Below are 25621 nucleotides of genomic sequence, written 5' to 3'. Positions count from 1 at the left end.
AATTGATTAAAAGCATAAAATAATAAAGATAACGGTGAAGCCAATGGTAAGTGCAAAGGAAAAGATTGCCTACGGGTTAGGCGATACGGCAAGTAATTTCATTTTTCAAACCGTCATGCTGTTTTTGACATTCTATTACACCGACGTTGTGGGTATACCGGCTGCAGCGGTAGGGAGCATGTTCTTACTGGTTCGCGTATTTGATGCGGTTACTGACCCTTTAATGGGATCTTTGGCCGACAGAACAAGAACGCGGTGGGGCGCATACCGTCCCTATTTATTATGGTTGGCTTTACCTTTTGCGCTGTGTAGCGTGCTTGCGTTTACCTCGCCTGAATGGCTTACCGAAGAAGGTAAGCTGTACTATGCATTTATCACCTATGCACTGTTAATGATAATGTATACGGCCATCAATATTCCTTATTCTGCATTGGGCGGCGTGCTAAGTGCCGATGCCTCAGAACGCGTATCTATCCAATCTTATCGATTTGTATTTGCCATGGGCGGTGGCCTGCTGGTGACATCATTTATGTTGCCATTGGTTGATTATTTAGGGAACGGCAACGAGGCACTTGGCTATCAGCGCGCCATGATAGTGATGAGTATAGTGGGGATGGTACTTTTTCTGCTTTGCTTTGCCGGTACTAAAGAGCGGGTGAAACCTGCCAATGAAACGCCTGCGCCCTATAAAACCCAGCTAGCAGCCATTTGGAAAAATGATCAGTGCCGAGTGCTTTGTATGGTTGCGATCGTATTACTCACCGGCATGGTGATGCGGAACACGCTAGCGCTCTACTATGTGAAGTACGTATTGCAGCGACCAGAGTCGGCCACATTATTTGTTACCGCCGGTATGGTGGGAAGCATTATAGGCTGTGCGTTGGCCAACCCAGTAGCTAAGCGATTTTGTAAAATCAAAGTTTACACCTGGCTTCAGTTAGCTAGCGCTGCAGTGTGTATCGTGAATTATTTTGTGCCTTATCAAGCGTGGTTTACAGCCATTGCGCTACATTTCCTTTGGGGCCTTATATTGCAAATGGCTACGCCGCTACTGTGGGCAAAAATTGCTGATGTGGTGGACTATGGCGAAGATAAAACGGGGCTTCGTATGACGGGGTTAACGTATTCAACCGTGGTCTTTTTCATTAAAGTTGGGCTGGCCTTGGGCGGCGCACTTGCGGGGTGGTTACTCGCATCAGTTAACTATCAACCAGACGCATTTTCACCTGATGTGGCAAAAGGAATTGTGGCGTTATTCTGTATCGGGCCGGCAATTGCATCGATAGGTGTTGCGATTATTATGCGCTGGTATACATTAGATAACCAAAAAATGATGGCAATTCAGCAGCGTCTTGGATTGACCACAGACGACGCGCATCACGCATCGTAATAATAACTACGCAAAGCAAGGATATACACAGCGCACATATGCACTGTTAATGCTCTATGGTAACGATTAAACAAGTAAGTGAGCTAGCCGGCGTGTCGTCAGCTACAGTATCTCGGGTTATCAACAACACAGATACCGTTAAAGAGAAAACGCGTCAGCAAGTGCTTGATGCGATGGAGAAGCTTGGCTATCGACACAATGTCATTGCGGCTTCCCTTGCCTCAAATAAAACCCATACCGTAGGGTATGTGGTTCCTGAATTACACGGCTCATTCTTTGGCGCCATGATGGCCGGTTCTGAAAAAGTGCTTAGGCAAGCCAACAAACATATGTTTGTGGTGACTGGGCACAGTGATGAAGCCTTAGAGAAAAAAGAAATTGAAGCCTTGCTGAGTCGCCGTTGCGATGCACTTATTCTGCATGTTGAGGCGGTCAGCGATGAGTACCTTATCGACCTTGCCAGCCAAGATGTTCCTATTGTTGTAGTTAACCGTTATATAGAAGCTATTGGTGAAAAGTGTATTAGCCTAGACAATGTGCTTGGCGCTTATCTAGCGACTAAACACCTTATCGATTTGGGTCATACTCAAATTGCTTACGCTGCGGGCGCATTGTTTAAAGCGGATGGTTTTAATCGTTTACTTGGGCACAAAAAAGCATTAGAAGAAGCCAATATTCATTTCGATGAAGACTCCGTGGCTGAAGGTAATTTCCAAGCCTTCTCTGGTGAAAAATGTGTGGATGAATTGTTTAGCCGCAACGTGAATTTTAGTGCTATCGCTTGTGCGAATGATGAAATGGCATCAGGTGCCATTAACTCACTTAGAAAACATGGCAAGCGCGTACCGGAAGAGATCTCTGTCATTGGGTTCGATAACGTCGATTTTGCGAGTTACCTTACCCCTAAGTTAACTACCGTGAACTACCCTGTGCGGGAGATTGGTGCTATGGCATCACGCTGGATTTTAAACCAGGCTTATGGCGATAGGAAAATGACAATGGAACATATTTTGTCACCTAAATTGATTATTCGAGGAACCACCAGAAAATTTGAGTAACTTCAACCAACGACGAATGGTGACGTTACGCTTTTTTCTGTTATGCTAAAATTTCACACAAATAAAAATTTGGTCAACTATGTTCGTTTCTCGAAGCAAATACTTAGAAAAAGAGTCTCAGGCCTCTCAACTTGAAAGCCGCTATCAAGTTGCCCTTGATAAAATATCAGCCTTAGAGTCTGAAAATGCAGAACTTCATCGACAAGTTATCGAGTTAAGCGACGCCGCCAAGCAAAACGAAGACGATGTGGTAACACGTTGTTTGGTTAACTCTCTGAACCAAGTAAAAGGCATACGAGAAACCGTATTAGGGTCTTATCAAAAAATAAACGCCGAAAACCAATCAATATCAGATATTAATGAATTGTTTGAACAATCTTCTCAAGTACTTACCAAAATTGTTAAAGATATGAGTGGGTTGAATACTCAAATGGTGAGTATGAGCGAGCGTATTTCTGGGTTATCAAGCACAGCCGATAACATCAACAAATTTGTATCTACCATTACCAGCATATCGGATCAAACTAACCTACTGGCACTGAATGCTGCTATTGAAGCTGCGCGTGCGGGTGATGCGGGTCGCGGATTCAGTGTGGTAGCCGATGAAGTGCGAGCACTAGCCACTGAAACAAATAAATCAGCGACAGAAGTGTCTGAGCTAGTAAATGATATTATTCAGTCTACGGCAAAAGCGGTTTCAGGCGTTAACGAATTAAGAGGCAATAACGAAGAGCTAGAAGAGGGGATCAGTACCCTTAATAGCAGTTATGAAACCATGGTTTCTCATTGCGATAGTATGAAAACGACTATTAATGAGGGGTCGTTAAGCACGTTTATACAAACGGTAAAGCTAGACCACGTAGTATGGAAGTCAGATGTATACGCGGTTCTATTTGGTTACAGCGATAAAAAATCAAGTGATTTTGCTGACCACGCCAGTTGCCGTTTAGGTCAGTGGTATAGTGAAAATCAGGGCACTGCTATTGGCAAGTCGTCATCATTTAGAGAGTTAGAAACACCGCATGCGGCGGTACATCGTGCGGGTGTGGCTGCTATCAATGCAAAAATAGAAGGTGACGCATCAACACTAGAAGCGAAAGTGATTGAAATGGAACGTTCTAGCGAAAAAGTGATGCTGCTATTAGGTAAGATAGCGAGCTAACCAGTTATTTCATATGATTTGAATGCGCTTGTAGAGGTATAGATTAAAAGGCTTATATATTGAGCGATGCTTCCATACCCCCTAGCCCCGACGAGGTTGCTGGCTTAAAAGCTCAAGTGAAAACACTTGAGCGACAACTTAAGCGCCAAAAAGTAGCGAGGGCAAACGCTGAGTGGTTTTTAGAAAGCTACTCAAGCGATGCCTATTCGGCAACGCAAGCCTTGCGTAAAGCATTACATGAATCGAAAAAAAGAGAGCGAGAGTTAATCTTTCTAAATCGCTCTGCTTCCCACCTCAAATCTTCCGATAGCGGAGCTAGCTTCATCTTTTCCGCGATTGAATCAGCGGTTGAATTCAGCGATGCCTATTGTGGTTTGGCTTTTATTACTAAAGCTGGAAAGGTGACGCAGGGAGATGATCTTAAAATTTGGCAAATAGAAAACGGCTGGGTTGAGGCCAGCGATTTTGCCAAGGTTATTTTAGATGAGCTCCCACTTTCGGTTACAGAAGATTACAGCCAATGGTGTGTAAATACCGTAGAAAGGCCAGATAATCATGAAGAAGCTTACGTCTTACACTTCATGCAGAACTTAGGCAACGGCGAGCAGGCTTGGCTTGCACTACTGACTAAAAACAGCGAACTAGATGAAGAAATGCTGTATGTGCTTGACGCAAATAAGCACTATCTACAATTTGGCATAGGCTACCGAAGTTCTAAACACGAAATTAAGCACCACAAAGCCGCCCTGTCCTCGATGGAAAAAGACCAACGCTATCTGCAAGAAAAGCTAATAACTGCAGATAAAATGGCCATGCTCGGGCAGTTAGCGGCAGGTATTGCTCATGAGATTAATAATCCTATCGGTTATGTCCGCAGCAATACCTCAGTGGCTGGCGATATCTTTAAGGATTACCAGAGTGCTTTGTCGGAAATAAAGGTACTTTGTGAAGATGCGGGTGGAGAGATAGAGGCCCGTTACTTGGCACTTGAAAACACGTATTCATTAAAAGAGAGTGCCGAAGCTATCTCAGAAATGTTTGAGGAGTCTTCAGAGGGTATTGAAAGAATTATTGATATTGTGAAAGCACTAAGAGGGTTTTCCTATCCCAGCGGTGGCAAGCGCGTGGCCATCAATATTACCGAAGCAATTAATTCGGCCTTACGAATTACGAATAATCTGCACAAGTATAAAAATAAAGTCGTATTTACGCCTCCTGAAAACGATATAAAAATACTAGGCAACGCTGGGCAAATACAACAAGTACTCGTCAACTTACTGACTAACGCCATCTACGCCACAGATGAAGGAAAATGCATTGAGTTTCATGTTGAAGCACTAGAAAAGGAGGCGATCATTACTTTGCGAGATGAAGGCAAAGGTATGTCAAAGGAAGTCATCGGCAAGATGTTTACCCCCTTTTTCACCACCAAACCGCCAGGTGATGGCACCGGTCTTGGCATGTCTATTTCACTGACTATCATCGAAGAACACGGCGGCCAGTTCGAAGTGACCAGTGAAATCGATAAGGGCACCACTATCAAGGTGCGTCTACCCCTAGCGTGACCTTGTTGGCTTTAAAATTCTAGATACTACCGCATTCTTTTTATACTTTAGTATTAATCCTGACCATAATGGTCTACGCTTTTAGTGAGTTACCAAGAAATAGGACTTTCCTATTTACGTTGATACCACTATAGCAATGGATCTTATTAGTGAAGAAAAGCCAGTCTGTTACCCAGCGCGAATACAAATTTCCTTCTCATTACCGCCTTATCTCTTCTACTGACAAGCGTGGTGTTATACAACATTGCAATGACGAATTTGTAGAAGCAAGTGGGTATAAACGAGAAGACTTGATAGGAAAAAACCACAACATTATTCGTCATCCGGATATGCCGTCTAGTGTGTTTAAAGAAATGTGGCGAACTTTAGAATCGGGTCAAAGCTGGGCTGGATTAGTCAAAAATAGAAGAGAAAATGGCGATCACTATTGGGTGTCAGCATTCGTTACTCCCGTATACGAGGGAGGTAAAGCCGTGGGGTATGAGTCAGTTAGAGTTCATGCCGCCGATGAAAAGATAGCTCGCGCATCTAGCATATATGCCAGACTATCTGCTGGAAAATCGCCAATTCCCTTCGCTGCAAAGCTTGGTCAGACACTTTCACCCATGTTACCCATGATAGTAGTAAGTTTATTATTGTTGATAGCGATTGGCTTTACTGCTGGCTTACTCCCTTTAGGTGTTACTTTCATTGCATTACTCATTATGATGGTGTGGCAATCGGCAAAAAGCCGGAGCTACTGGCGGGAGTTTCTTTCATTAAGCCCTGCAAGTTATAGTAATGCACTTGTGGCACAAACGTATTATGCCGATGTTGATTATATTGCTCAGGCTAAGTTGGCGTTAGGCTGTGAACTCGCGCGCACACGCACAGCGTTAACCCGCATCAAAGACGCATCTGAGGGATTAGAAAATATTGCGGTTTCAACCCACAGCCAAGCCGAGTTAACCAGTAAAACGATTATTCAGCAAAACCTTGCTACCCAACAAATTGCCACAGCAGTAACGCAAATGAGTCAAGCTATTCAAGAAGTGGCTGAACGGGTTGAAAGTAATGCTGTTAGCGCTAAAACGGCGGCGAATAACGTACAAATGGGCAACGACAAAGCTGAAGAAGCGATGCAGGCTATACTGTCATTAAAAGGTGCAGTGGAGTCGATTTCCGATACGGTTACCGAGCTTGCTCAATCCACCAGTGATATAGGCGAAGCCGCTAGCATCATTTCTAGCATTGCCGATCAAACCAACCTGCTAGCACTTAATGCCGCCATAGAAGCTGCCCGTGCTGGTGAACAAGGCCGCGGCTTTGCGGTTGTTGCGGATGAAGTGCGTACGTTGGCTTCGAAAACCCGCGAGTCCACCGATAAAATCCACAACATCATCCAAGAGCTTGTTGATAGAACAGAACGGGCCGTAAAGGTGTCTTCGGAAGGATTAGTGTCTGCTGAACACGGCAGTGCAATAGTTGAGGAAACCCGAGGCGCATTACAAGAAATCAATAATGCGGTAAGTGGTATCGCCTCAGCCACCGTTGAAATGTCTTCTGCTGTAGAGGAACAAAGTACTGTGGCTGAGCATATTAATCAGCAACTTGTAGATGTTGCTGATAGTGCGGAAGAAACGCAGAAGTCATCAGAAGCCTCGCTCAAAGTGGGGCGAGATCTTCGTGACACTGTAAATCAAGTTAATGGGTTAATAGCTCGTTTTAACACCAATAAACGCACAGGATAATCTGTGCTGTTTGTTTTGTAGCGTGCTTTTAGTCTCTTTCTATATACGTTAGCTCCACGTAAAAGCACGCTAAATATTTCTACTACGCCTATCCGTTGGCTTTAAGCTTTACTACGTCGGCACTCTCATCTTCTAGTACACTCTGGGCTGTCGCACCTTTAAAAATCTTGCTCACTTTGTCTTTATTCTTAGACAACATGATAGTGAGTTCTTCAACAAGGCTATCTTCAATGCCTAAGCCTTTTGCTTGAATGTATTCAGCAAGGTTGTCGGCAGCGTCGAGCATCTTATCGTACTGATCTGCTTCTTTTTTATCGGTAGTTACCAATTTTTCTACCCCTTTGTGCGTAACAACATACTGTGTGGTAATGGCCATGGTAGGTCCCCTTAGATGAATAGACCATAAAACTGTACAATATTTAACTGGATAAATAAACAGTATTTAACGTTTTTGATATTATTTTTTTTCAACTTAAGTATAGTGACTAAATAAGCTGAAAAAACAGCGTTAACATCGCCACGCCCACATTCAAAAATGTATGCTTCGTTTCTTTTAGTTGCAGCTTTCAATGATTCTTCACCCAGTAGTGCAACTTCGAATAACAGCAAATTTACCAAAAGGCGTGACATTGTCTCTTTAGGGCGTGAAATCGAGTGCCGAAAATCGGCGTGATATAGATGATTTAGATACGAAGAGGATGTAATGAATTCTTCCATTGAGCGAGATATTCGCACTATTCAATCGATAGAAGCTGTTCCACACATAATGAAAATGTTGTCAGATGTCACGGGACTTCGCTTTATTTGTGTAGCAAGAGTCACTGAAGACAATTGGACAATGTGCTCAGTGTTAGACCAAGTAAATTTTAACTTGATACCTGGCGATGAGTTAGATATTAAAACTACGTTTTGTAGCCAAGTAAGAAAATCTACGAAACCGATTGTGATTGAGCACGCTAAAGAAGATACCGTTTATCGAGAAAGTGAAATACCCATCATGTATGGCTTCGAAAGTTACTTTTCTTACCCCATTTACAACAAAAATGGTGACTTTTTCGGTACGCTTTGTGGTTTAGATCCACTTCCTGCGGTGTTAAAAACCGATAAAATTGAAAATCAAATAAAGTCTTTCGCCGAGCTGATTTCAAGGCAGATGGAAGTAGATGACCGTCTAGCCACGGCTGAAACCAATCTTCTCAGCGAGCAAGCTGCCGCTAAATTGCGTGAGCAATATATTGCCATTTTGGGGCATGATTTAAGAACGCCTTTGTCAGCGCTAAAAATGGGTGTCGACTTTCTTGTTGAGCATGCCAGTGATGCCACTTCCCAAAAAGTGCTATCTCGTATGGACAACAGCGCTAAACGCATGACGCGACTCATTAGTGACGTGATGGATTTTACGCACGGGCAAATGGGTAAGGGGGTTCAACTAAGCGTTAAGCCAGTGAACGATTTAGAAAGCGTTTTAGCACATACGGTAAGTGAACTATCGAGCTTGCATTCAGACCGAGACATACGTGCGAATATCAATATAGAGGGCACCTTTTCTTGTGACCCAGAGCGTATCAGCCAGTTACTGTCTAACCTGCTGATTAACGCGATAATACACGGCGATAGCGCGCAGCCTATCAAAGTGGTAGCCAGTATCGAACAAGAAACACTCACAGTTAGCGTGTCTAATGGGGGCACCCCAATAAGCGCTGATGTTATCGATAAGCTATTTCATCCATTTTGGCGAAATGAAAACAACAAAAAAACCGGTGGCTTGGGTTTAGGTTTGTTTATCGCCTCGCAAATTGCTGAAGCACATAAAGGTAGCCTGATGGTGCACTCAGATGAAAATGAAACGGTGTTTTCTTTTAAAGCCGTATTGTAAACAATAAGGTTAAGCATCGTGCTTAGCCTTTTAAGCGCTTCAAAACGCCGACGGGCCCCCGCTGCCAACTTCATTATTAAGCGTATTTATCCCTATATCATCAAAACATGCGCAAACATAAAATTTGCCGGTGATTAATGCTTGTACAAAAGCAGGTATGTGCGTATAATCCGCGCCCTTACAGCCACCCTAACTAGGTTCCTTGTCTCTATACAGTCTGGCTGTACTGTCGAGGCTACAACCGTAAGGAGCAATAATGCGTCATTACGAAATCGTATTTATGGTTCACCCTGATCAGAGTGAACAAGTACCTGGTATGATCGAACGTTATACCACTATTCTTAAGCAAGACGATGGTCAGATTCATCGTTTAGAAGATTGGGGCCGTCGTCAATTGGCATACCCAATTGAAAAGCTGCACAAAGCCCACTATGTATTGATCAATGCTGAAGCGACTGCTGAAGCTGTTGACGAGCTGGAAAATGCTTTCCGCTACAACGACGTTATCTTACGTAACATGGTAATGCGCACTAAAAACGCTGTAACCGAGCCTTCTCCTATGACTAAAGAAGAGCGTCGTGAGCGTCGTGACGATTCTGCACCTCGTACAGAGCGCGCAGAAAGAAGACCTGAATCCACTGAAGATAACGCTTAAGGAGATCACCCATGGCTCGTTTTTTCAGACGTCGTAAATTCTGCCGTTTCACTGCAGATGGTGTGACTGAAATCGATTATAAAGATATCGCTACTCTTAAGAATTATATCACAGAGAGCGGTAAGATTGTCCCTAGCCGTATCACTGGTACAAGCGCAAAATATCAGCGTCAGCTGTCTTCTGCGATTAAGCGCGCACGTTTTCTTGCGTTGCTTCCGTACACTGATTCACACAAGTAATTTGGCGTAATTAAGGGGTAGTTAAGATGAACATCATCCTACTAGATAAAGTCGCCAATCTTGGCGGTCTGGGCGACCAAGTAGCTGTTAAAGCTGGTTACGCTCGTAATTTCCTGTTTCCACAGGGTAAAGCAGTTCCTGCAACTAAAGCGAACGTTGAAAAGTTTGAAGCACGTCGTGCTGAACTTGAAGCGAAAATCGCTGAGCAGCTTGATGCTGCTAATGCACGTGCTGAAAAACTAAATGAACTTGCAGAAGTAACTCTTGCGGCGCCAGCTGGCGACGAAGGTAAACTTTTCGGTTCTATCGGTACACGTGACATTGCTGATGCAATCACAGCAGCTGGTGTTGAAGTAGCTAAAGCGGAAGTTAAACTTCCTACTGGCACACTTCGCGACACTGGCGAATATGACATCGACTTACAACTTCATTCTGATGTAACCACTTCTATTAAAGTGATTATCATTGCTGAAGCATAAGCGCTGACGTATACGAAAAAACCGCTCTTATGAGCGGTTTTTTTATGTCTGATATTAAATTATTCATACCTGCTTACGTTTATTTCTTAAACTGACCTATGCACATTTTCTTAATGAGTTAACATAGCTTGTTGAAAAACTGTGAGGTTAATATGAAATTTGGAATTTTCTTTTTGGCGCTTATCGTAGCTGGATGTAGTGCTTCTAATCATGTTTCTCTTATTGCGTCATCTGATACGGTGGTGAAGTACAGCGAAAAAGAAGGTTACCAAGATCGGTTTGTAAATCTTTACAGTGACGTAAAGGCATACCCTGTAACCTGTCAAGAAGACTGCTATCCTGCCCATATCGATATACTTTGTGATTCGCTTATGCAAGACTGTCAGTACCAAGGTGATAATCCTCAGGTCACGCTAGATACTGGTTTTAATATTAAATGGCTTGGTCATGCGAGTTTCATCATTCAAACCGCAACAAAACAAAATATCCTTATCGACCCCGTATTTGGGCAATTTGACTGGCCTATTAATTGGGGGTTTAAAGTAACAGAGGGTTTTTATAGGAATATCCCTGAAGAGCCCGATGATGTTGTGATGCAAGCTACGGATGCGGTACTTTATTCTCACGTCCATTACGATCACTTCAACAAATCTGACATAGAAACTATTGGCAATACTCCAACATACTTTGTCCCACTTGGCGTTGCCAAGCAATTCGACCAAAACAATTACCGCATAAATGAAATGGCTTGGTATGCAAAGAAAGTCATTGGAGAGACTACAATCCATTTTGTGCCTGCTCATCATTTTAGTAGTCGGACAATTGTTCCGTTTCTTTATGAGGACAATAATGCTGCCCTGTGGGGTGGTTGGGTGTTAGAAACTCAGGGAAAAACATTATTTTTTGCTGGTGATACAGGTTATTCGCCACACTTCAAAAGTATAGCGGAACGTTTTGGAAACATAGATGTGTGTTTGTTACCTATTGCTTCCTATTTCAGTGAAAATGATCCGAAGTGGTATCGAGAAGTTCATACTACGCCAGAAGATGCACTAACAGCGGCTAAGGATTTAGGCTGCCGTGTCGTGGTGCCATGGGGATATGGCAATAGAAGTTGGAGAATGGGGGATAAAACATCACATTCGGCCTTGTTTAGGTTATTGCATATGAATGATAAGCTCAACAACGATATTCCCTTGTACTTGTTAAACGAAGACGAGGAAGTGATGTTCTAGTCTGTCTGATGCCGAATGCACTAGCCAGCATGGTCCCCTTTGTTGGCTATTTTAAAGCATTTTAAGCGCCACTCTTCATCAATTATCTCCAGTTCTGAGAGCTTTCTAGCCAGTGTTGTATCCGTTTTAATGTGGGCGCAATGCATTAATGTTTGGACGTTAACAGTGTTGCTTTCCCTGCGTACGAGTTCCACTTTATCACCCACATTTATAACGCCTGTGTTAAGCACGCGGTAATACCAACCCGTTATCCCTCGCTCGCCAACAAACCTGTCTAGGTTTTTAATATTAAAACGTTGGGATATTTTACTGCAGGGTGCTCGCGGCGCACTGACTTGCAGTACAACCTCACCGAACTTCCATACGTCGCCAATATAAACCGTGGCATCATCCATACCATCCACGCTGATATTTTCACCAATACTGCCAGGCTCAAACTCACCGTCTGGAAAATGCTTACGTAGTGTAAAGTAATGAAGGGGGCTAAATTGATGCAAAACCTTTTCGGGGCCGCCATGAAGTTTCTTGTTTGATTGTTGATCTTCGTCGGTACAATCAAGGTGGACGGTTAGCTGTGAAACTGCGCTTTTTATAATACTACTCGGCGCACCTCGTGGGCCAAGTGGTTGGGGCTGCCCTGCGAATAACGCGTCAACTTTTAAGGGGGAAGACATACAAACTCCAAAAAATAAGTTTTGCTAATTTAAACCTTTATCACATAGGGTACGACTAACCTTTTAACAATAACAAGATGGTAAGCCGAAAATGTCGAAAAAAGCGGTTTACAGGAAAACAATGAGATTGTGATGGAGCGTACTTTAGCACAGGTTACTGACCTGACTACTGACGATAAAAGCCAGAGCGAAGCTTCGGTTATTCTAGCAGCTAAGCAGGGTGATAAAGTGGCCTACAAAACCTTGTATCATAACCATGTGGGGCGGGTTTACGCACTGTGTTTCCGGTTAACTGGCGATCGCGGCCTTGCAGAAGACGCTACGCAAGAAGTGTTTATTCAATTGTGGTCAAAGCTTGATAGGTTCGACGGACAAAGTCAGTTTTCTACTTGGTTACATAGTGTGTCAGCCAATGTGACCGTGTCGTATTTGCGTAAACAGCGCAACTGGGTTCAACGTATGTTTAATATTGAAACCAGTCCAGCGATGGAAATGCCCGCAGAGGCAGACAGCGGCCAAGTCGATTTAGAAGCGTTAGTGGTTAGATTGCCACAAAGAGCTCGAATGGTATTCGTACTGCACGCCATTGAAGGCTATAGGCATGAAGAAATTGCACAAATGTTAGACATGGCAGTAGGCACCAGTAAAGCGCAATTTCACCGCGCTAAACAACTGCTAAAAACCTGGATGGGGTGTGAAGATGAATAAGTTTGATAAAGCCTTAGAGGCTGAGATTCAACGCCTACCTAAAACCCGTGAGCCTGAAAGAGATTTATGGCGCGGTATTGAATTGTCACTACACAGCCAAGTAAGCGGCAAAGCCGATGTAAATGGGCGACACGAAAATGGGCTAAATAAGCAACCCTTAGGCCAAGAGAAGCGCGGCACAGTTGCTCGCTTATCTACCACACCATGGTTGGCCATGGCAGCGAGTGCCATGCTGGTCAGTGTTATTTGGTTTTTCTCGCCTGTTTTTACTAACGGTGAAACGAGTGGTGAGCAACCTAAGCTCGCAGGTTATGCGTTAGTTGATGCACTGAGTGAGCAGCAAGATGAACAGATGACCACTTTGCTAGCGAGTTACGACAGTGCACCAGAATTAAGTGAAAACTGGCAAGCGCAATTAAAAGAATTAGACGACGCTGCTGTTGTGATAAAAGCAGCATTAAAAGATGATCCCAACAATCGAGCACTGTTAAAGATGCTAAAACACGTATATCAACAGCAAATCACATTAATTGAGCGAGTGCACGCGCCCAAATGGCAACAAATTTAAGGAGTTTTATTATGACTATCATTCGCAAAACCTTAGCTAGTGTACTCTTTCATGGTGTACTTTTAAGTAGCACAATGCTGGCCTTTACTGCATATGCGGGCGAGAAAATAGACCGAACACTAGATGTCCCAAATAGCGTTAAAATTGATATAGAGCACGTCAATGGTGACGCTCAAATCAAAGGTTGGGATAAACCTCAAGTACACGTTACCGGTGAACTGGGTGACAACACCGACGAGTTTGTCTTTGAACAACGTGGCAATGTTATCGTTATTCATGTTGAAGTGAAGCGTAGCGGCAAGCACTGGTGGAAAAACAAAGATGAAGGGGATGACCTGGTAATTTTTGTGCCTAAATCTAGCGATGTAAACTACACCGCGATTAATGCTGATGTGCAAATAAATGACATCGTCCAAAGTGTAAATGTTGAAGTGGTAAACGGAGATGTAGAGCTCACCGACATTGGTAATCGCGTTAAAGTAGAGTCGGTAAACGGTGACATTGCGTTGAACAATGTTAAAGGCAAACTTGATGTAGAAACAGTGAATGGCGATGTGGAAGCTGTTCATTCAGGAAAGGATGGTGTGTCTTTGGTTGCCGTTAATGGTGACCTGAGGTTAAGTACATCTAGCCCTGACGTAGTGGTGGAAACCGTTAATGGAGGCATTGATTTAACCCTAGAGAAAATAGATTCTCTTAGTGTGACCACTGTGAATGGTGCCACAAATGCGCGCTTGCACTTGAATGACAACGGGCAATTAAAAGCTAGCTCAGTCGGAGGCCAATTAAACTTTACCCTTCAACCTAAAGTATCTGCACAATTTGACATTGAGACGCATGCAGGTGGCAAAATCATTAATAACATAAGTAGCGATGCAGTTAAAAAGCCAAAATACGGCCCCAGCAGCTGGCTGCGATTTATCAACAATGGTGGTTCTGCGAATGTTGATATCTCAACGGTAAATGGGCGTATTACCTTAGATTCGCAGTAGTGACAAGGGTTGAGGAAATTTAAGCATTGGCGTTTTTGCTTGAAAAAAGCACTAACGCCCCTATATATAGATTAAGTTAGGGCAGGTTGTTATCACGTTTGTATCAGATTGTGACATGGCGTCACGCGCAAATTGCGCATAATTAATACGCAACTAATCTGTCCGCCGCAGTTTTGTGTCTATTTACCCCACGCTAGTGAACGTAACGTTTCTCCCCACGTCGAAATAGCTAAGTCAATATCCGCAAATAGCGCTAAATAATCAATAATTAGGGAAAGAGCTTTGAATATTCTTAGCCATTTAAAACGCTTTTGGCGCTTTCACGGCCTAATAGCCGGCGCGATAAGCATTAGCGTATTAACATTAGGATGCGCAGTACAAGATCCGGCCTTCTTTGAAGGTACTTGGGTGGTAACTAAAGCGTACCAGCCAGGAATCTCAGCACAAAGCGCCACAGAAGCTAAAGAGGTATTAGGTAGTTCATTGGTTTACCATTCAGATAGTGCGCAACTGAATCAACAGGCATGTGAGTCTCCTACGTATACCGAGAAGAAAGTCGATTCCGACGAACTAGTTGCTAGCTTTAAAATAGCGGGAAACGCGTTAGGTTTCGATGACGGTAAAATTACGCAGGTAGAGCTTTCTTGTGCAAATGGCCCTCAGGCGTTAGGTTCAATATTGTTGTTTCAAGAGCATAAGGTTGCTTATACCGTTTTCGATGGCACCTTTTTTCGCATTGAAAAAACCCTCTAAGTTAACCATCTTGTGGTGAAGTTGTTGGAGTAGCCCTTACAAGATAAGCGCTTCACGAAGGTTTGCATTCCGCTAGTGGTTAATAATTATTATTAACCTTCATTTATGATCTCATCCTCCATTGTTCAACGATGCGCAAAAGCGCATAATAGTGGGCCGTGCTTCAAGTAAACAGAGTAGGTAGTGTAAGTGGTATCCCCTCCAAAAGGCGATAATAATGTAGAGAAGTTGAAAGTTCCTCCTCATAGTATTGAGGCCGAACAGTCTGTTCTTGGCAGTATGCTTATTGATCCAGAAAGTTGGGACAAAGTAGCGGAGCTTGTTACTGATACCGACTTTTACAACCGCTCGCATCAAACCATTTATAGCGCCATTACGCGTTTGCTAAATAGAAGCGCACCGGTCGACCTCATCACCGTTTCAGAAGAGCTTGAAAAGCACGATGAACTTGAAAACGCTGGTGGTTTCGCTTATCTCGGTGAACTCGCTAAAAATACGCCAAGTTCTGCGAACGTGGTGTCATATGCACAGATTATAAGTGAACGTGCAATTACACGGGAGCTTATTGGTGTAGCTCATGAAATTGCAGAAGTCGGGTATAATCCCGAAGGCCGTGACAGCGCAGACATCCTCGACTTAGCTGAAAGCAAAGTATTTGAAATTGCAGAGCGTCGCACCGGTGAAAATGAAGGTCCCCGGGATGTAGAAGCGGTGCTGGGTAAAACCATCGACCGTCTTGAAGTCTTGGTGAAAACCAATAAAGAAGTGACCGGTGTTACTACAGGTTTCACCGACTTAGATAAAAAGACCAGTGGTCTACAGCCTTCAGACTTAATTATCGTGGCGGCTCGTCCCTCAATGGGTAAAACCACCTTTGCGATGAACTTGGTTGAAAATGCCATGATGTCCGAGGAAAAACCGGTATTAGTGTTTAGTTTAGAGATGCCTTCTGAACAAATCATGATGCGTATGCTGGCATCGCTTAGTCGAGTGGATCAAACCAAAATTCGTACCGCTCAGTTGGATGACGAAGATTGGGCACGCATTTCCAACACCATGGCGATGCTCAAAGACAAAGACAGATTATTTGTTGATGATTCATCTGGCCTTACCCCCATGGATGTGAGAAGCCGAGCGCGTAAACTCGCTCGCGAACGTGGTGGTATAAGCTTGATCATGATTGATTACCTTCAACTTATGCGTGTGCCCTCACTCAGTGACAACAGAACCTTGGAAATTGCTGAAATTTCTCGCTCACTCAAAGCATTGGCAAAAGAATTAGAAGTGCCAGTAGTTGCCCTATCGCAGCTTAACCGAAGTCTAGAGCAACGAGCAGATAAACGCCCAGTAAACTCAGACTTGCGTGAGTCGGGCTCTATCGAGCAGGATGCCGACCTTATTATGTTTATCTATCGTGATGAGGTTTATCATGAGAACAGTGAAGAGAAGGGCGTAGCAGAGATTATTATAGGTAAACAGCGTAATGGTCCTATCGGAACCAGTCGTCTTACCTTCCAAGGTCAGTTCTCTCGTTTTGACAATTATGCCGGTCCAGCAATGCCTGACGAATATTAAGCACATATAAGCGTTTGCTATCAATTCGCGGTGATAAAGCTAAGTGTTGAAGTGAGCAGAAATAACGAGCAATAAAAAAGGCGCCAATCAGGCGCCTTTTTTGTGTCTGAAAGAAGCTTACTTCTCTTCAGGAACCTTAACAGTATCTTTAACAGTCACAGAGATGCGACGGTTAACACGATGTGCTTCGGCATTTTTAGCTGTATCTAGTAAACGAGTCTCACCGTAACCAACAGTTTCTAAACGGCTAGCGTCGATATCGTACATGTCTACCATTACTTCTTTGAAAGATGCAGCACGGTCTTCTGAAAGATCCATGTTGTATGCTTCAGAACCTGGTGCAGAAGTGTGACCTTCAATTACCGCAGTAGTGTTAGTGTACTGCTTCATGAATTCAGCAAATTCAGAGATTTCTGGGTCACGAGGCGCTTTAACAACAGAGCTCTCGTTGTCGAAAAGAACGCGTAGTGTAATCTCTACTGTTTCTTCGTCAAACACTGTACAACCTTTAGCGTCAACTTTAACGCCTGCAGCTGTGTCTGGGCACATGTCTTTCGAATCTACAACACCGTCGTTGTCAGCATCTTTAAGTGCACAACCTTTAGCATCAACAGCAGTACCTGCTGGAGTGTTAGGGCACTGGTCTACACTGTTAAGCACGCCATCGTTGTCGTTGTCAACGCTACAGCCAGTTGCGTCAACACGAACACCTGCTGGTGTCATAGGACATTGGTCAACGCTGTCAATTACGCCATCGTTATCAGCATCTTTAGGTGCAGAAGATGTAGATGATTTGCCGAAAGGAATAGCGATACCAACTTTTACGCTGTAATCGTTATAATCTTCACCAAAGTCGTGATAAGTTGCGATTTCAGTAATTACTTTAGCATTTTCGAATAGATCCCAGTGCTTACCAATACCGATGTTTCCAAGTGTAGTTGATTCAAGTACTGCTTGGCGCTTAACACCACCAAATAGGTACCATTGGTCATCTGGCATAAAGTACATTACATCAACGCCGGTCATCTCACCTTCATCGTCAGCGGAAGTATTCGCGTTTGTTGTATAATCAAGTTGTAACGCAGTAAATTCTACGCGAGCGGCCCAGCTTTGAGTGAAGCGAAAACCATACTCAAGTGATACACCCTGACCATTATCGTCAACAACACCATCAGCGAAAGGGCGAGCTACGTCAGTGTTGTAATACATGCCTGAAGCACCGAACCAACTCTTATATTCTGGCTCAGAAGAATCTTGTGCAAAGGCAGTTGATGAAAGTACGGCAAGCGAAAGTGCCGCTAGTTTAAAGTGTTTTTTCATAGTCACATCCTGTTAAACGTTGAGTGATTATCGATTTATGATAATTCTAGCTTGTGCTTAGTTGTACTAAGCAATTAATATGCCATTTTGTTATATAGGCGATGTCGCAAGCCCTTGTAATGTGGCAATAATCGTTCGTTGGCCGCCAATATCTCGGTGCTCGCCTAGCATAATGCCCTGCCAAGTACCAAGTTGTAGCCTCCCTTTCTCCACCGGTATTGAAATCTGACACCCCAGCAGACTTGATTTCAAGTGAGCCGGCATATCATCACTACCTTCGTAAGTATGCCTGAAAAAGGGCAAGTTTTCTTTTACACTATAGTTAAAGAAGGCCTCCATATCCGACCTAACAGTCGGATCTGCATTTTCATTTATTGTAAGACTAGCACTGGTGTGCTTAAGCCATAAATGAAGAAGACCTACCTCAATATGTTGCAGCATGGGTAAAGCGCTAATTATATACTCTGTTACTAGATGAAAGCCACGAGGAAATTCAGGTAGTGTAATTTTTTCAGAGTACCAGGAATTATTTGTCAAAGCAGATCTCTAAATGCGCCAATCCTTCATCGCACATGAACGGAAGGATGATTTTCGCGCCGCTGACCTGATGACTAATGGTGTGCTGCTTACCAGACACAACAATAGGTGTCGCCATTCCAAACTCAAATCCGCGATCTGCAAGATCGCGTTTTGCCGCTCCGCATATCATGTTAGTGACTTCGCCAACCATATCGCCAACTTCTGCATCGAGTTTTTCAGGGCGTTCGCCAACCATGCGTTCCATAATGGTAAGGGCAAGAGATTCTTCAAAGGTAATAGACATAGAGCCACGCACACTTGGGCCTACCATGCCAATCAACCCAGACACATCGCCTTTAGCTACATCGCCTTGCTTGCGTTTGGGTTTACCAGGCGTAAGTTTGGTTTGCGCCATGGTTTCTAATACATTGAGTAAACCAGAAATAAACGGATTAACGAACTCAGCATTCATGAGTGTGCTCCTTTGCAACGGTATTTTCCGTTTGTTGACAATCAGCACAAAGACCATGCGCCTCTATTGTTTGTTTCGATACTTTGAAGCCGTTGGCCTCTGCCTGACTATCTAATGTTTCTTTCAAACCTTCAGACTGTATCTCTGCAACGTCACCACAACTGTCGCAAATAAGAAACTGTACAGGGTGGTTGCAACCAAAATGATAACAGGCTACGAATGCATTGGTCGACTCAAGGCGATGAATAAAACCGAAATCGAGTAAAAAATCGAGGGCTCGGTAAACGGTGGCAGGTTTTGCACCGGATTCAGTCTCTTTTAGCGCATCTAGCAATTCATAGGCCCCCATTGGGCCATGCTTAGCGACTAATATTTCGTACACTTTCTCTCGAAGAGGGGTAAATCTAGCGCCTCTTTGCTCGCAGTATGCGCGAGCTTTGTGGATAAGCGTGGCTTTATTCATTTATTGCTACCGTGGCTATTTTACTAATTATATTGGTAATGACGTCATTAATGACAGATGTTTACCCGCTTTATTTACTCTACGTTGGCGTACATGTGTGCAATTAATTGGTCCTCTAAAGCAAAGCGCTCTTCAAGAGTTTCACCAATATTCGCAAGCTCACTGTCAAAAACGGCCGCTTGTTCAATAGTAAATGCCTCTGCGAATTTATCATTAAATTGTAAGGCTGAGTCGGTGGTTTGCGTAAGTTTTGGGTAAAGACGCTGCTTTAACGCTTTACCCTCTGCTTCATCGTCAACCAACATATCAAAGACCTCGAAGTGCCCAGCGGAAAGGTAATCCATTAGGTTTTCACAAAAATTAGCGATGTCATTTGCTTCAGGTAATGACTCGCCTTGCTGGTCTAAACCGGCTAAATGGCAATAGGACACAAGCAGTGACTGTCTGGCTAACAGCCAATTATCGACAGTGTCACTTTTGCCACCCCATTTAACTTTTACCTTTTCTAACTGCTGTAACATTTCATGATCCTTTCAATCAGCGCTTTCTTTAATTCAGCACCTGCTATTTTCCAGCATTCTACCCTAGTATAACACTCAGCCTATACGACACAAATTGAACCCACTGAGTTGTCGTAATTAAATATATGTTATCTTATCTTGTATATCTTTAATGGGTGGATAACAGTTTTATGATGATAAAGCGCAGCAATAGTGAAATCGAGACTGAGATTGGACAGTGGATCATTTTTACCAAAGGTCGGATTGTCATTCGTAAAGGCGAAATAAATGTTCCTTTAGCGCATATTAATGAATTTACCTTTCTCGAAAATTACCGCGAAGAGGTTCATCAACTCCCCCCACTACATGAATCTGTTCAGAAAAGTCCCCCCGTCTTTGTCGTCGATCTCGGTGCTGAAACAATAGAAGATGAGCAATGGGACTCGGTGTCATTACGCCATTTATTGTTCGAGCAACAAGATATCGGTTTTTCAGTCGTAGGTAGGGCCTGGCAATATGTCCATTTTTTAAGAACGCATCAATTTTGTGGCCAATGTGGTTCGCATACCGAAAGAGTAAATTGGGAAATGGCCGTGCAATGCCATCGCTGCCATCACAGAAGTTACCCCCGTGTATCGCCTTGCATTATTGTTTCAATACACAACAATGAAAAGTTGCTATTGGCAAAAGGGGTTAGGCACAAAGAGGCAAATATGTATTCTACTCTTGCTGGATTTGTCGAAAGCGGCGAAAGCTTAGAAGAAGCCGTCCATCGGGAAGTATTTGAAGAGGTGGGGGTAAAAGTAAAGAACTTACGTTACATCGATAGCCAGCCCTGGCCATTCCCGCATTCTATAATGGTTGGCTTTATTGCTGAATATGAAAGTGGTGAAATTCGGTGCCAGGAAAATGAAATTGATGATGCTCAGTGGTTTAGTGTGGATGCACTGCCAACCATTCCACCGCCATTTTCGATTGCAGGGCAACTCATCGCCAAAACCCTGTCGCAATTAGCAGACAAATAAAAAACCCTGCCGAAGCAGGGTTTCAATGAGTTTAGCACGGTCCCTTTGCGGGCTTCTTTGTCGTAGCTGTATATATTAGTAGCAAACACTTACTAGTAGTGCAAGCCCCTTTTTCAAGTATTGTTCGTCGTATTATTAGGTGTAAGTATCGCAAGTTGCCAAATTAAGACAGCTTTTTAGCACAAAATGAAACGAATGCTGGTATAATTTCGCCGTTTTATTTTTCTAATTTCAGGTGAATATATGTCGCAAAAAGCTACCAGTGCTGCTAAACCCGCTTTAAAGAATGATCGTTACCTACGGGCGTTATCAAAGCAACCTGTCGATGTCACACCTGTATGGATGATGCGACAAGCTGGCCGCTATTTACCTGAATACAAAGCAACCCGTGCCGTTGCTGGCGACTTTATGTCTTTGTGCAAAAATGCCGAGCTTGCCTGTGAGGTTACTTTACAGCCGCTTCGTCGTTTTCCCTTAGATGCTGCTATTTTATTTTCAGACATTCTAACGATTCCTGATGCAATGGGCTTAGAGCTTTATTTCGAAACCGGCGAAGGCCCGCGTTTTAAAAAGCCGATTACGTGCAAAGCCGACGTAGATAAAATCGGTTTGCCAGACCCAGAAGGCGAGCTGCAGTATGTAATGAATGCAGTGCGCACCATCCGTCGTGAACTAAATGGCGACGTGCCGTTAATTGGTTTTTCTGGCAGCCCATGGACGCTCGCTACTTATATGGTAGAAGGTGGCTCGAGTAAGGCCTTTACTAAAATCAAAAAAATGGCGTTTGCTGAACCCGCTATATTGCATGCTCTATTAGAGAAGCTGGCCGATTCCGTCACGGAATACCTTAATGCCCAAATAGCTGCAGGTGCGCAATCAGTCATGATTTTCGATACTTGGGGCGGTGTGTTGTCACCACGTGATTATAAAGACTTTTCATTGCAATATATGGCGCGTATTGTTGATGGACTTACCCGTGAAGCCGATGGCAGAAAAGTACCGGTTACTTTGTTTACTAAAAACGGCGGCATGTGGTTAGAGTCAATTGCGGCTACTGGTTGCGATGCAGTAGGCCTTGATTGGACTATTGATATCGCAGAAGCCCGTGCGCGCATTGGCGACAAGGTAGCGTTACAAGGCAATATGGACCCTTCCATGCTTTATGCCTCGCCTGAAAGAATTCGTGAAGAAGTTGGCACTATCTTATCGGGCTATGGCGAAGGATCTGGCCATGTATTCAATCTAGGTCATGGTATTCACTTAGATGTACCACCAGAAAATGCAGGTGTGTTTGTGAATTCAGTTCACGAACTCAGTGCGCCTTATCATAAGTAGTCATATTCGTAGCTAAATAATTAGCTACGACTCGCCAGCAAGCTGGTAAGGAAATCATGAAACCCTGGGTTGTTATTGTACTCATCCTCTTTATTGCCGTGACAGGTTATCAGTTCGGCTTTTACCACGGTAAGTTGGCTAGTTCCAACGTGGAAAAAGAGCGTTTGAATACTGTGCTGGAGCGTTCGCGCACCACTGCAAGTAGTAACCTCAGGGTGATTAAAGCTACCCCTCAAATGTCTGGTGAAGCACACGTACAGACCTCTGAAGGTGCTCACACACTTACTACGAATGAGGCACTTTCAGACCTTCAGGTTCAAAACGAAATAACGGAATTTTTAGCGTTTCACCCGAGTGGGCAAAAACTTACCCTGAATACGTTTGAATGCACGCAAACAGAATGTGAGTTTACTGGGGAATACTCTGGCAGTCATGCGGGGTTCAAACGAATGCTTAACGACTTAAAAGCGCAGTCGTGGTGGCATTTTGGTGAAATGCTTGAAGTGAGCAATATCGAAGAGGGAAACCCCCAAATTGGTGTTAAGTTTTCTTCTAGGCCCGTGCTTATCAGCGATGCAACGACCTAGTCAGATCTAATAAACCAGGCTTTATTTAACGAGTACTTTGGTTTTGTTAAGCGTCTCGTGGTAACCCTTTCTCTACTGCTCGGGTTAATCTTTTTTGTTGTCTGTTTGCTTTCTCTTCTAATGCTAAACCCGCTTTTTTATTTTCTTGTTGTGCTAATGCCCACGAAATGTGTCGGTCCACTTTATCGCTCACTTTTCCAAGGTTTGTCTGAAGGGCATTAACAGTTTTGTCGCTGTAGTTGGCATTTCCCAATGCGACGGCAATATTACGTTGCCATTTTTCAAATCCAATCCGTCGAATAGGCGACCCTTCTGTGTTGTTCAAAAAGGTAGCTTCGTCCCATGAAAAGAGCGTTGTTAGGCTCTGTCCATGCAAAACCTTTCTGGGGTGAAAGTCTTCTTCTTCAGTAATATCAGCATAACGATTCCATGGGCAAATAAGCTGGCAATCGTCGCAACCATAAATTCGATTACCCATTAAAGGGCGAAGATCCTCGGGAATATCTTTATCTGATTCAATAGTAAGATAGGAAATACAACGTCTAGCATCTACTTTGTAGGGGGCGACGATGGCGTTGGTTGGACATATAGTCAAACATGCCGTACACGTACCGCAGCCTTCTTCTAGGGGTGAATCAATCGGTAAGGGTAAGTTAATAAAAAGCTCACCTAAAAAGAACCAAGACCCTGCCTCTTTATTAATGGTCAAGCTGTGCTTACCAGTCCAACCTATTCCTGCTTTTTCTGCAATAGCGTGCTCTAAAACAGGCGCCGAATCGACAAAAGGGCGGTATTCAGTGTTGCTCAGCGCGCCGGTGATTTTTTCACCCAGTTGCTTCAATCGCTTTCGCAGCACCTTATGATAATCGCGACCAAGTGCATAACGACTGATATAACCTGTGTCTGGTTGACTTAGATGTTTTGCGAAAGAGGCATCAGGCGGAAGGTAGTTCATACGCACACTAATTACGCGCAGTGTGCCTGGCACAAGTTCATCGGGGCGGGCGCGCTTCATGCCATGGTTAGCCATAAAAGCCATGTCGCCGTGATAGCCGTTCTCTAACCATTGCGTTAAATGGGCTTCATGCTGATGTAAATCAATATCACTAATACCAACTTGTTGAAAGCCTAGCGTGCGGCCCCAAGCCTTGATATCTTGGGTTAATTGAATTAGGTCGATAGAATTAATAGTGGACATGTACTTATGCTAGATACTCAACTCACCTCAAGTTTATCATACAAACTGTTTCGGGCCGATCAGGTCAGAGAAAATGAAGCCGAAGCGGCTGCTCAGTCGGGCTGTGACATGTTCACGTTAATGCAGCGCGCCGGGGGTGCTGTATTTGAACAGTGCCAGTGTTTGTTCGCTAATTCTGATGTGTATTTAATTCTACTAGGCCAAGGTAACAATGCTGGCGACGGTTACATTACCGCATTAAATGCAAAAAAAGCGGGTAAAAAAGTGCATGTTTGCGCGATTGAGCCAGACCGTGTGTTAGACGGCGACGCGGGCACTGCACAAAAACAGTGGGTAGATGCTGGTGGCAGTATAAAACCTTTCGATGTTGCCTTGATTGAAAAAGCAGACGTAGTAATCGATGCGCTATTAGGTACAGGAATTAACAGCTACATTCGCAATGAGTTCGCCGACGTTATCGATGCCATCAATGATTCATCAACCCCCGTGGTCAGTATTGATGTACCTTCAGGGTTAGATGCAAACACAGGCCAAAGTTTAGGACGCTGCGTACAAGCGGATGTCACGGTTACTTTTGTGGGTATCAAACCGGGTTTGGTTACCGGTGCAGGTAAACAGTCTTGCGGTAAATTAGTGTATGCAGATTTGGGGGTAGGAAAGGCCTTTCAAACACTAGCAAAAGCCAGCGCGACTTTATTGAATATTGATCATTTCAAGGGTATGGGCCCCCGCGATGTGCACAGCCATAAAGGCACCTATGGAAGGTTGTTGTGTGTGGGAGGGAATCGGGGAACGGCCGGAGCTATAAGGCTAGCCGGTGAAGCAGCTCTACGAAGTGGTGCCGGAATGGTACGAGTTTATACCCACGAGGCGTCTACTATTCAAGTTAGTGCAGGCCGCCCTGAATTGATGGTAACATCAAGCCATTTGGATGAGGCTTTAGCCTGGTCGTCATGCGTAGTCATTGGCCCTGGACTTGGTCAGGATGAGTGGTCAGAAAGTGTATTTACCGCTGTATTAAAACACTGCCAAAGTGAAAACAAACCTATAGTCATTGATGCTGATGCACTAAATCTTTTATGCAAGCAGTCAACTGCATATACACTGGAACACTGCGTACTCACTCCTCATGCGGGAGAAGCTGGCCGATTGCTGGGCGTGTCGGTTGATGATGTAGAAAGCGACCGATTCAATTACGCTAGGCAATGTTCGCAGCGCTACCATGCAGTATGTGTTTTAAAAGGGGCCGGTACGCTTATCGACAACGAAAAGAAAACGTGGGTTTGTCGCCATGGTAACCCTGGTATGGCAACCGCGGGCAGTGGTGATGTACTAAGCGGCATATTAGGTGCGCTAATGGCGCAAGGCCTTAGTGTTGATATTGCTGCTAAGTACGGTGTGGTGCTGCATGCTAAAGCGGGCGATGATATTGCCCAGCTTTATGGACAACGTGGTATGATAGCCAGCGATCTATTTGATGCCGTACGTGCGTTAATTAATCAGTAAATCTATTGGTATGGGCTGTGTAGGCTTAATGCCAATT

27 protein-coding genes are annotated in these 25621 nt (G+C 43.9%); 19 read left to right on the top strand and 8 right to left on the bottom strand.

The genetic code is table 11. From position 1 onward, the window contains the following. Positions 1 to 43 precede the first annotated feature (43 nt). The 5 genes from ALT761_RS18730 to ALT761_RS18710 all read left to right on the top strand — a co-directional run bounded on the left by ALT761_RS18730 (position 44) and on the right by ALT761_RS18710 (position 6905). Positions 44 to 1390 (top strand): glycoside-pentoside-hexuronide (GPH):cation symporter, encoded by a 1347-nt coding sequence (locus ALT761_RS18730; RefSeq protein ID WP_129740314.1) that lies wholly within the window; start codon positions 44 to 46, stop codon positions 1388 to 1390. 56 nt (positions 1391 to 1446) lie between these two features. Beyond that, positions 1447 to 2448, top strand: coding sequence for a LacI family DNA-binding transcriptional regulator (locus tag ALT761_RS18725; RefSeq protein WP_129740313.1), 1002 nt, complete (start codon positions 1447 to 1449; stop codon positions 2446 to 2448). Positions 2449 to 2527: 79 nt separating this feature from the next. After that, positions 2528 to 3610 carry a methyl-accepting chemotaxis protein gene (locus ALT761_RS18720; RefSeq protein ID WP_129740312.1) on the top strand — a complete coding sequence of 361 codons (1083 nt, stop codon included), beginning with the start codon at positions 2528 to 2530 and terminating at the stop codon, positions 3608 to 3610. Positions 3611 to 3669: 59 nt separating this feature from the next. Next, entirely contained in the window at positions 3670 to 5175 is a 1506-nt protein-coding gene (locus ALT761_RS18715) for a sensor histidine kinase (RefSeq protein ID WP_129740311.1), read from the top strand. 149 nt (positions 5176 to 5324) lie between these two features. Next, entirely contained in the window at positions 5325 to 6905 is a 1581-nt protein-coding gene (locus tag ALT761_RS18710) for a methyl-accepting chemotaxis protein (protein ID WP_129740310.1), read from the top strand. A gap of 88 nt (positions 6906 to 6993) precedes the next feature. Here ALT761_RS18710 and ALT761_RS18705 read toward each other — a convergent pair whose 3' ends face one another. After that, complete coding sequence (locus tag ALT761_RS18705) at positions 6994 to 7281, bottom strand: YebG family protein (RefSeq protein ID WP_129740309.1); 288 nt, start codon at positions 7279 to 7281, stop codon at positions 6994 to 6996. A gap of 327 nt (positions 7282 to 7608) precedes the next feature. Between ALT761_RS18705 and ALT761_RS18700 the strand changes: the two genes are divergently transcribed. The 5 genes from ALT761_RS18700 to ALT761_RS18680 all read left to right on the top strand — a co-directional run bounded on the left by ALT761_RS18700 (position 7609) and on the right by ALT761_RS18680 (position 11389). Beyond that, positions 7609 to 8781 carry a sensor histidine kinase gene (locus ALT761_RS18700; RefSeq protein ID WP_129740308.1) on the top strand — a complete coding sequence of 391 codons (1173 nt, stop codon included), beginning with the start codon at positions 7609 to 7611 and terminating at the stop codon, positions 8779 to 8781. Between the two features lie 256 nt (positions 8782 to 9037). Next, on the top strand, positions 9038 to 9436 hold the full coding sequence (gene rpsF, locus ALT761_RS18695; RefSeq protein ID WP_129740307.1) for a 30S ribosomal protein S6: 399 nt from the start codon (positions 9038 to 9040) through the stop codon (positions 9434 to 9436). A gap of 11 nt (positions 9437 to 9447) precedes the next feature. Next, positions 9448 to 9675, top strand: coding sequence for a 30S ribosomal protein S18 (gene rpsR / locus ALT761_RS18690; RefSeq protein ID WP_013786397.1), 228 nt, complete (start codon positions 9448 to 9450; stop codon positions 9673 to 9675). A gap of 26 nt (positions 9676 to 9701) precedes the next feature. Beyond that, entirely contained in the window at positions 9702 to 10154 is a 453-nt protein-coding gene (gene rplI / locus ALT761_RS18685; RefSeq protein ID WP_013786396.1) for a 50S ribosomal protein L9, read from the top strand. 152 nt (positions 10155 to 10306) lie between these two features. Then, the gene (locus tag ALT761_RS18680; protein WP_129740306.1) at positions 10307 to 11389 is read left to right on the top strand and encodes an MBL fold metallo-hydrolase; all 1083 of its coding nucleotides are present in this window, start codon (positions 10307 to 10309) and stop codon (positions 11387 to 11389) included. A 20-nt stretch (positions 11390 to 11409) separates the two neighbouring features. On the opposite strand, the gene ALT761_RS18675 is transcribed toward ALT761_RS18680, so the two are convergent. After that, the gene (locus ALT761_RS18675; protein WP_129740305.1) at positions 11410 to 12063 is read right to left on the bottom strand and encodes an MOSC domain-containing protein; all 654 of its coding nucleotides are present in this window, start codon (positions 12061 to 12063) and stop codon (positions 11410 to 11412) included. Between the two features lie 132 nt (positions 12064 to 12195). On the opposite strand from ALT761_RS18675, the gene ALT761_RS18670 reads away from it, so the two are divergent. The 5 genes from ALT761_RS18670 (at position 12196) to dnaB (ending at position 16659) form a co-directional block, all read left to right on the top strand. Next, positions 12196 to 12771, top strand: coding sequence for an RNA polymerase sigma factor (locus ALT761_RS18670; RefSeq protein WP_129740304.1), 576 nt, complete (start codon positions 12196 to 12198; stop codon positions 12769 to 12771). Then, complete coding sequence (locus tag ALT761_RS18665; protein ID WP_129740303.1) at positions 12764 to 13339, top strand: hypothetical protein; 576 nt, start codon at positions 12764 to 12766, stop codon at positions 13337 to 13339. Before ALT761_RS18670 ends, ALT761_RS18665 begins: the two co-directional genes overlap by 8 nt. A gap of 11 nt (positions 13340 to 13350) precedes the next feature. Next, positions 13351 to 14331 carry a DUF4097 family beta strand repeat-containing protein gene (locus ALT761_RS18660; protein ID WP_232043496.1) on the top strand — a complete coding sequence of 327 codons (981 nt, stop codon included), beginning with the start codon at positions 13351 to 13353 and terminating at the stop codon, positions 14329 to 14331. A 282-nt stretch (positions 14332 to 14613) separates the two neighbouring features. After that, on the top strand, positions 14614 to 15084 hold the full coding sequence (locus ALT761_RS18655) for a hypothetical protein (RefSeq protein WP_129740301.1): 471 nt from the start codon (positions 14614 to 14616) through the stop codon (positions 15082 to 15084). Positions 15085 to 15273: 189 nt separating this feature from the next. Beyond that, positions 15274 to 16659: a replicative DNA helicase gene (dnaB, locus tag ALT761_RS18650; RefSeq protein WP_013786388.1), complete on the top strand. Its 1386-nt coding sequence runs from the start codon at positions 15274 to 15276 to the stop codon at positions 16657 to 16659. A 117-nt stretch (positions 16660 to 16776) separates the two neighbouring features. On the opposite strand, the gene ALT761_RS18645 is transcribed toward dnaB, so the two are convergent. The 5 genes from ALT761_RS18645 to rsd form a co-directional block, all read right to left on the bottom strand. After that, positions 16777 to 17979 carry an OmpA family protein gene (locus ALT761_RS18645; protein ID WP_129740300.1) on the bottom strand — a complete coding sequence of 401 codons (1203 nt, stop codon included), beginning with the start codon at positions 17977 to 17979 and terminating at the stop codon, positions 16777 to 16779. 90 nt (positions 17980 to 18069) lie between these two features. After that, entirely contained in the window at positions 18070 to 18516 is a 447-nt protein-coding gene (locus ALT761_RS18640; RefSeq protein ID WP_129740299.1) for a secondary thiamine-phosphate synthase enzyme YjbQ, read from the bottom strand. Further along, positions 18506 to 18970: a chemotaxis protein CheX gene (locus ALT761_RS18635; RefSeq protein ID WP_013786385.1), complete on the bottom strand. Its 465-nt coding sequence runs from the start codon at positions 18968 to 18970 to the stop codon at positions 18506 to 18508. Before ALT761_RS18635 ends, ALT761_RS18640 begins: the two co-directional genes overlap by 11 nt. Then, positions 18960 to 19433 (bottom strand): transcriptional repressor, encoded by a 474-nt coding sequence (locus ALT761_RS18630; protein WP_013786384.1) that lies wholly within the window; start codon positions 19431 to 19433, stop codon positions 18960 to 18962. The genes ALT761_RS18635 and ALT761_RS18630 overlap by 11 nt, the downstream gene beginning before the upstream one ends. 74 nt (positions 19434 to 19507) lie before the next feature. Next, the gene (gene rsd / locus ALT761_RS18625) at positions 19508 to 19954 is read right to left on the bottom strand and encodes a sigma D regulator (RefSeq protein WP_013786383.1); all 447 of its coding nucleotides are present in this window, start codon (positions 19952 to 19954) and stop codon (positions 19508 to 19510) included. Positions 19955 to 20124: 170 nt separating this feature from the next. On the opposite strand from rsd, the gene nudC reads away from it, so the two are divergent. The 3 genes from nudC (at position 20125) to ALT761_RS18610 (ending at position 22880) form a co-directional block, all read left to right on the top strand. Then, the gene (gene nudC / locus ALT761_RS18620) at positions 20125 to 20958 is read left to right on the top strand and encodes an NAD(+) diphosphatase (protein WP_129740298.1); all 834 of its coding nucleotides are present in this window, start codon (positions 20125 to 20127) and stop codon (positions 20956 to 20958) included. A gap of 243 nt (positions 20959 to 21201) precedes the next feature. Continuing rightward, positions 21202 to 22293, top strand: coding sequence for a uroporphyrinogen decarboxylase (hemE, locus tag ALT761_RS18615; protein WP_013786381.1), 1092 nt, complete (start codon positions 21202 to 21204; stop codon positions 22291 to 22293). 56 nt (positions 22294 to 22349) lie between these two features. Further along, positions 22350 to 22880 carry a hypothetical protein gene (locus tag ALT761_RS18610; protein WP_129740297.1) on the top strand — a complete coding sequence of 177 codons (531 nt, stop codon included), beginning with the start codon at positions 22350 to 22352 and terminating at the stop codon, positions 22878 to 22880. Between the two features lie 46 nt (positions 22881 to 22926). Here ALT761_RS18610 and queG read toward each other — a convergent pair whose 3' ends face one another. After that, positions 22927 to 24078 carry a tRNA epoxyqueuosine(34) reductase QueG gene (gene queG / locus ALT761_RS18605; protein WP_129740296.1) on the bottom strand — a complete coding sequence of 384 codons (1152 nt, stop codon included), beginning with the start codon at positions 24076 to 24078 and terminating at the stop codon, positions 22927 to 22929. A gap of 6 nt (positions 24079 to 24084) precedes the next feature. Between queG and ALT761_RS18600 the strand changes: the two genes are divergently transcribed. After that, complete coding sequence (locus ALT761_RS18600) at positions 24085 to 25584, top strand: NAD(P)H-hydrate dehydratase (RefSeq protein ID WP_129740295.1); 1500 nt, start codon at positions 24085 to 24087, stop codon at positions 25582 to 25584. The last annotated feature ends 37 nt before the right edge of the window (positions 25585 to 25621 follow it).

It is taken from the genome of Alteromonas sp. 76-1, assembly GCF_900654235.1.
Taxonomy (GTDB): domain Bacteria; phylum Pseudomonadota; class Gammaproteobacteria; order Enterobacterales; family Alteromonadaceae; genus Alteromonas; species Alteromonas naphthalenivorans.
The sequence above is the reverse complement of the archived record's forward strand: the minus strand, read 5'-3'. Positions and strand labels throughout refer to the sequence as shown.

Coding starts and splice junctions, on each gene's coding strand:
- ALT761_RS18730 (WP_129740314.1), top strand. CDS start 44: ATGGTAAGTGCAAAGGAAAAGATTGCCTACGGGTTAGGCGATACGGCA.
- ALT761_RS18725 (WP_129740313.1), top strand. CDS start 1,447: ATGGTAACGATTAAACAAGTAAGTGAGCTAGCCGGCGTGTCGTCAGCT.
- ALT761_RS18720 (WP_129740312.1), top strand. CDS start 2,528: ATGTTCGTTTCTCGAAGCAAATACTTAGAAAAAGAGTCTCAGGCCTCT.
- ALT761_RS18705 (WP_129740309.1), bottom strand. CDS start 7,281: ATGGCCATTACCACACAGTATGTTGTTACGCACAAAGGGGTAGAAAAA.
- ALT761_RS18700 (WP_129740308.1), top strand. CDS start 7,609: ATGAATTCTTCCATTGAGCGAGATATTCGCACTATTCAATCGATAGAA.
- rpsF (WP_129740307.1), top strand. CDS start 9,038: ATGCGTCATTACGAAATCGTATTTATGGTTCACCCTGATCAGAGTGAA.
- rpsR (WP_013786397.1), top strand. CDS start 9,448: ATGGCTCGTTTTTTCAGACGTCGTAAATTCTGCCGTTTCACTGCAGAT.
- rplI (WP_013786396.1), top strand. CDS start 9,702: ATGAACATCATCCTACTAGATAAAGTCGCCAATCTTGGCGGTCTGGGC.
- ALT761_RS18680 (WP_129740306.1), top strand. CDS start 10,307: ATGAAATTTGGAATTTTCTTTTTGGCGCTTATCGTAGCTGGATGTAGT.
- ALT761_RS18675 (WP_129740305.1), bottom strand. CDS start 12,063: ATGTCTTCCCCCTTAAAAGTTGACGCGTTATTCGCAGGGCAGCCCCAA.
- ALT761_RS18670 (WP_129740304.1), top strand. CDS start 12,196: ATGGAGCGTACTTTAGCACAGGTTACTGACCTGACTACTGACGATAAA.
- ALT761_RS18665 (WP_129740303.1), top strand. CDS start 12,764: ATGAATAAGTTTGATAAAGCCTTAGAGGCTGAGATTCAACGCCTACCT.
- ALT761_RS18660 (WP_232043496.1), top strand. CDS start 13,351: ATGACTATCATTCGCAAAACCTTAGCTAGTGTACTCTTTCATGGTGTA.
- ALT761_RS18645 (WP_129740300.1), bottom strand. CDS start 17,979: ATGAAAAAACACTTTAAACTAGCGGCACTTTCGCTTGCCGTACTTTCA.
- ALT761_RS18635 (WP_013786385.1), bottom strand. CDS start 18,970: ATGAATGCTGAGTTCGTTAATCCGTTTATTTCTGGTTTACTCAATGTA.
- ALT761_RS18630 (WP_013786384.1), bottom strand. CDS start 19,433: ATGAATAAAGCCACGCTTATCCACAAAGCTCGCGCATACTGCGAGCAA.
- rsd (WP_013786383.1), bottom strand. CDS start 19,954: ATGTTACAGCAGTTAGAAAAGGTAAAAGTTAAATGGGGTGGCAAAAGT.
- nudC (WP_129740298.1), top strand. CDS start 20,125: ATGATGATAAAGCGCAGCAATAGTGAAATCGAGACTGAGATTGGACAG.
- hemE (WP_013786381.1), top strand. CDS start 21,202: ATGTCGCAAAAAGCTACCAGTGCTGCTAAACCCGCTTTAAAGAATGAT.
- ALT761_RS18610 (WP_129740297.1), top strand. CDS start 22,350: ATGAAACCCTGGGTTGTTATTGTACTCATCCTCTTTATTGCCGTGACA.
- queG (WP_129740296.1), bottom strand. CDS start 24,078: ATGTCCACTATTAATTCTATCGACCTAATTCAATTAACCCAAGATATC.
- ALT761_RS18600 (WP_129740295.1), top strand. CDS start 24,085: ATGCTAGATACTCAACTCACCTCAAGTTTATCATACAAACTGTTTCGG.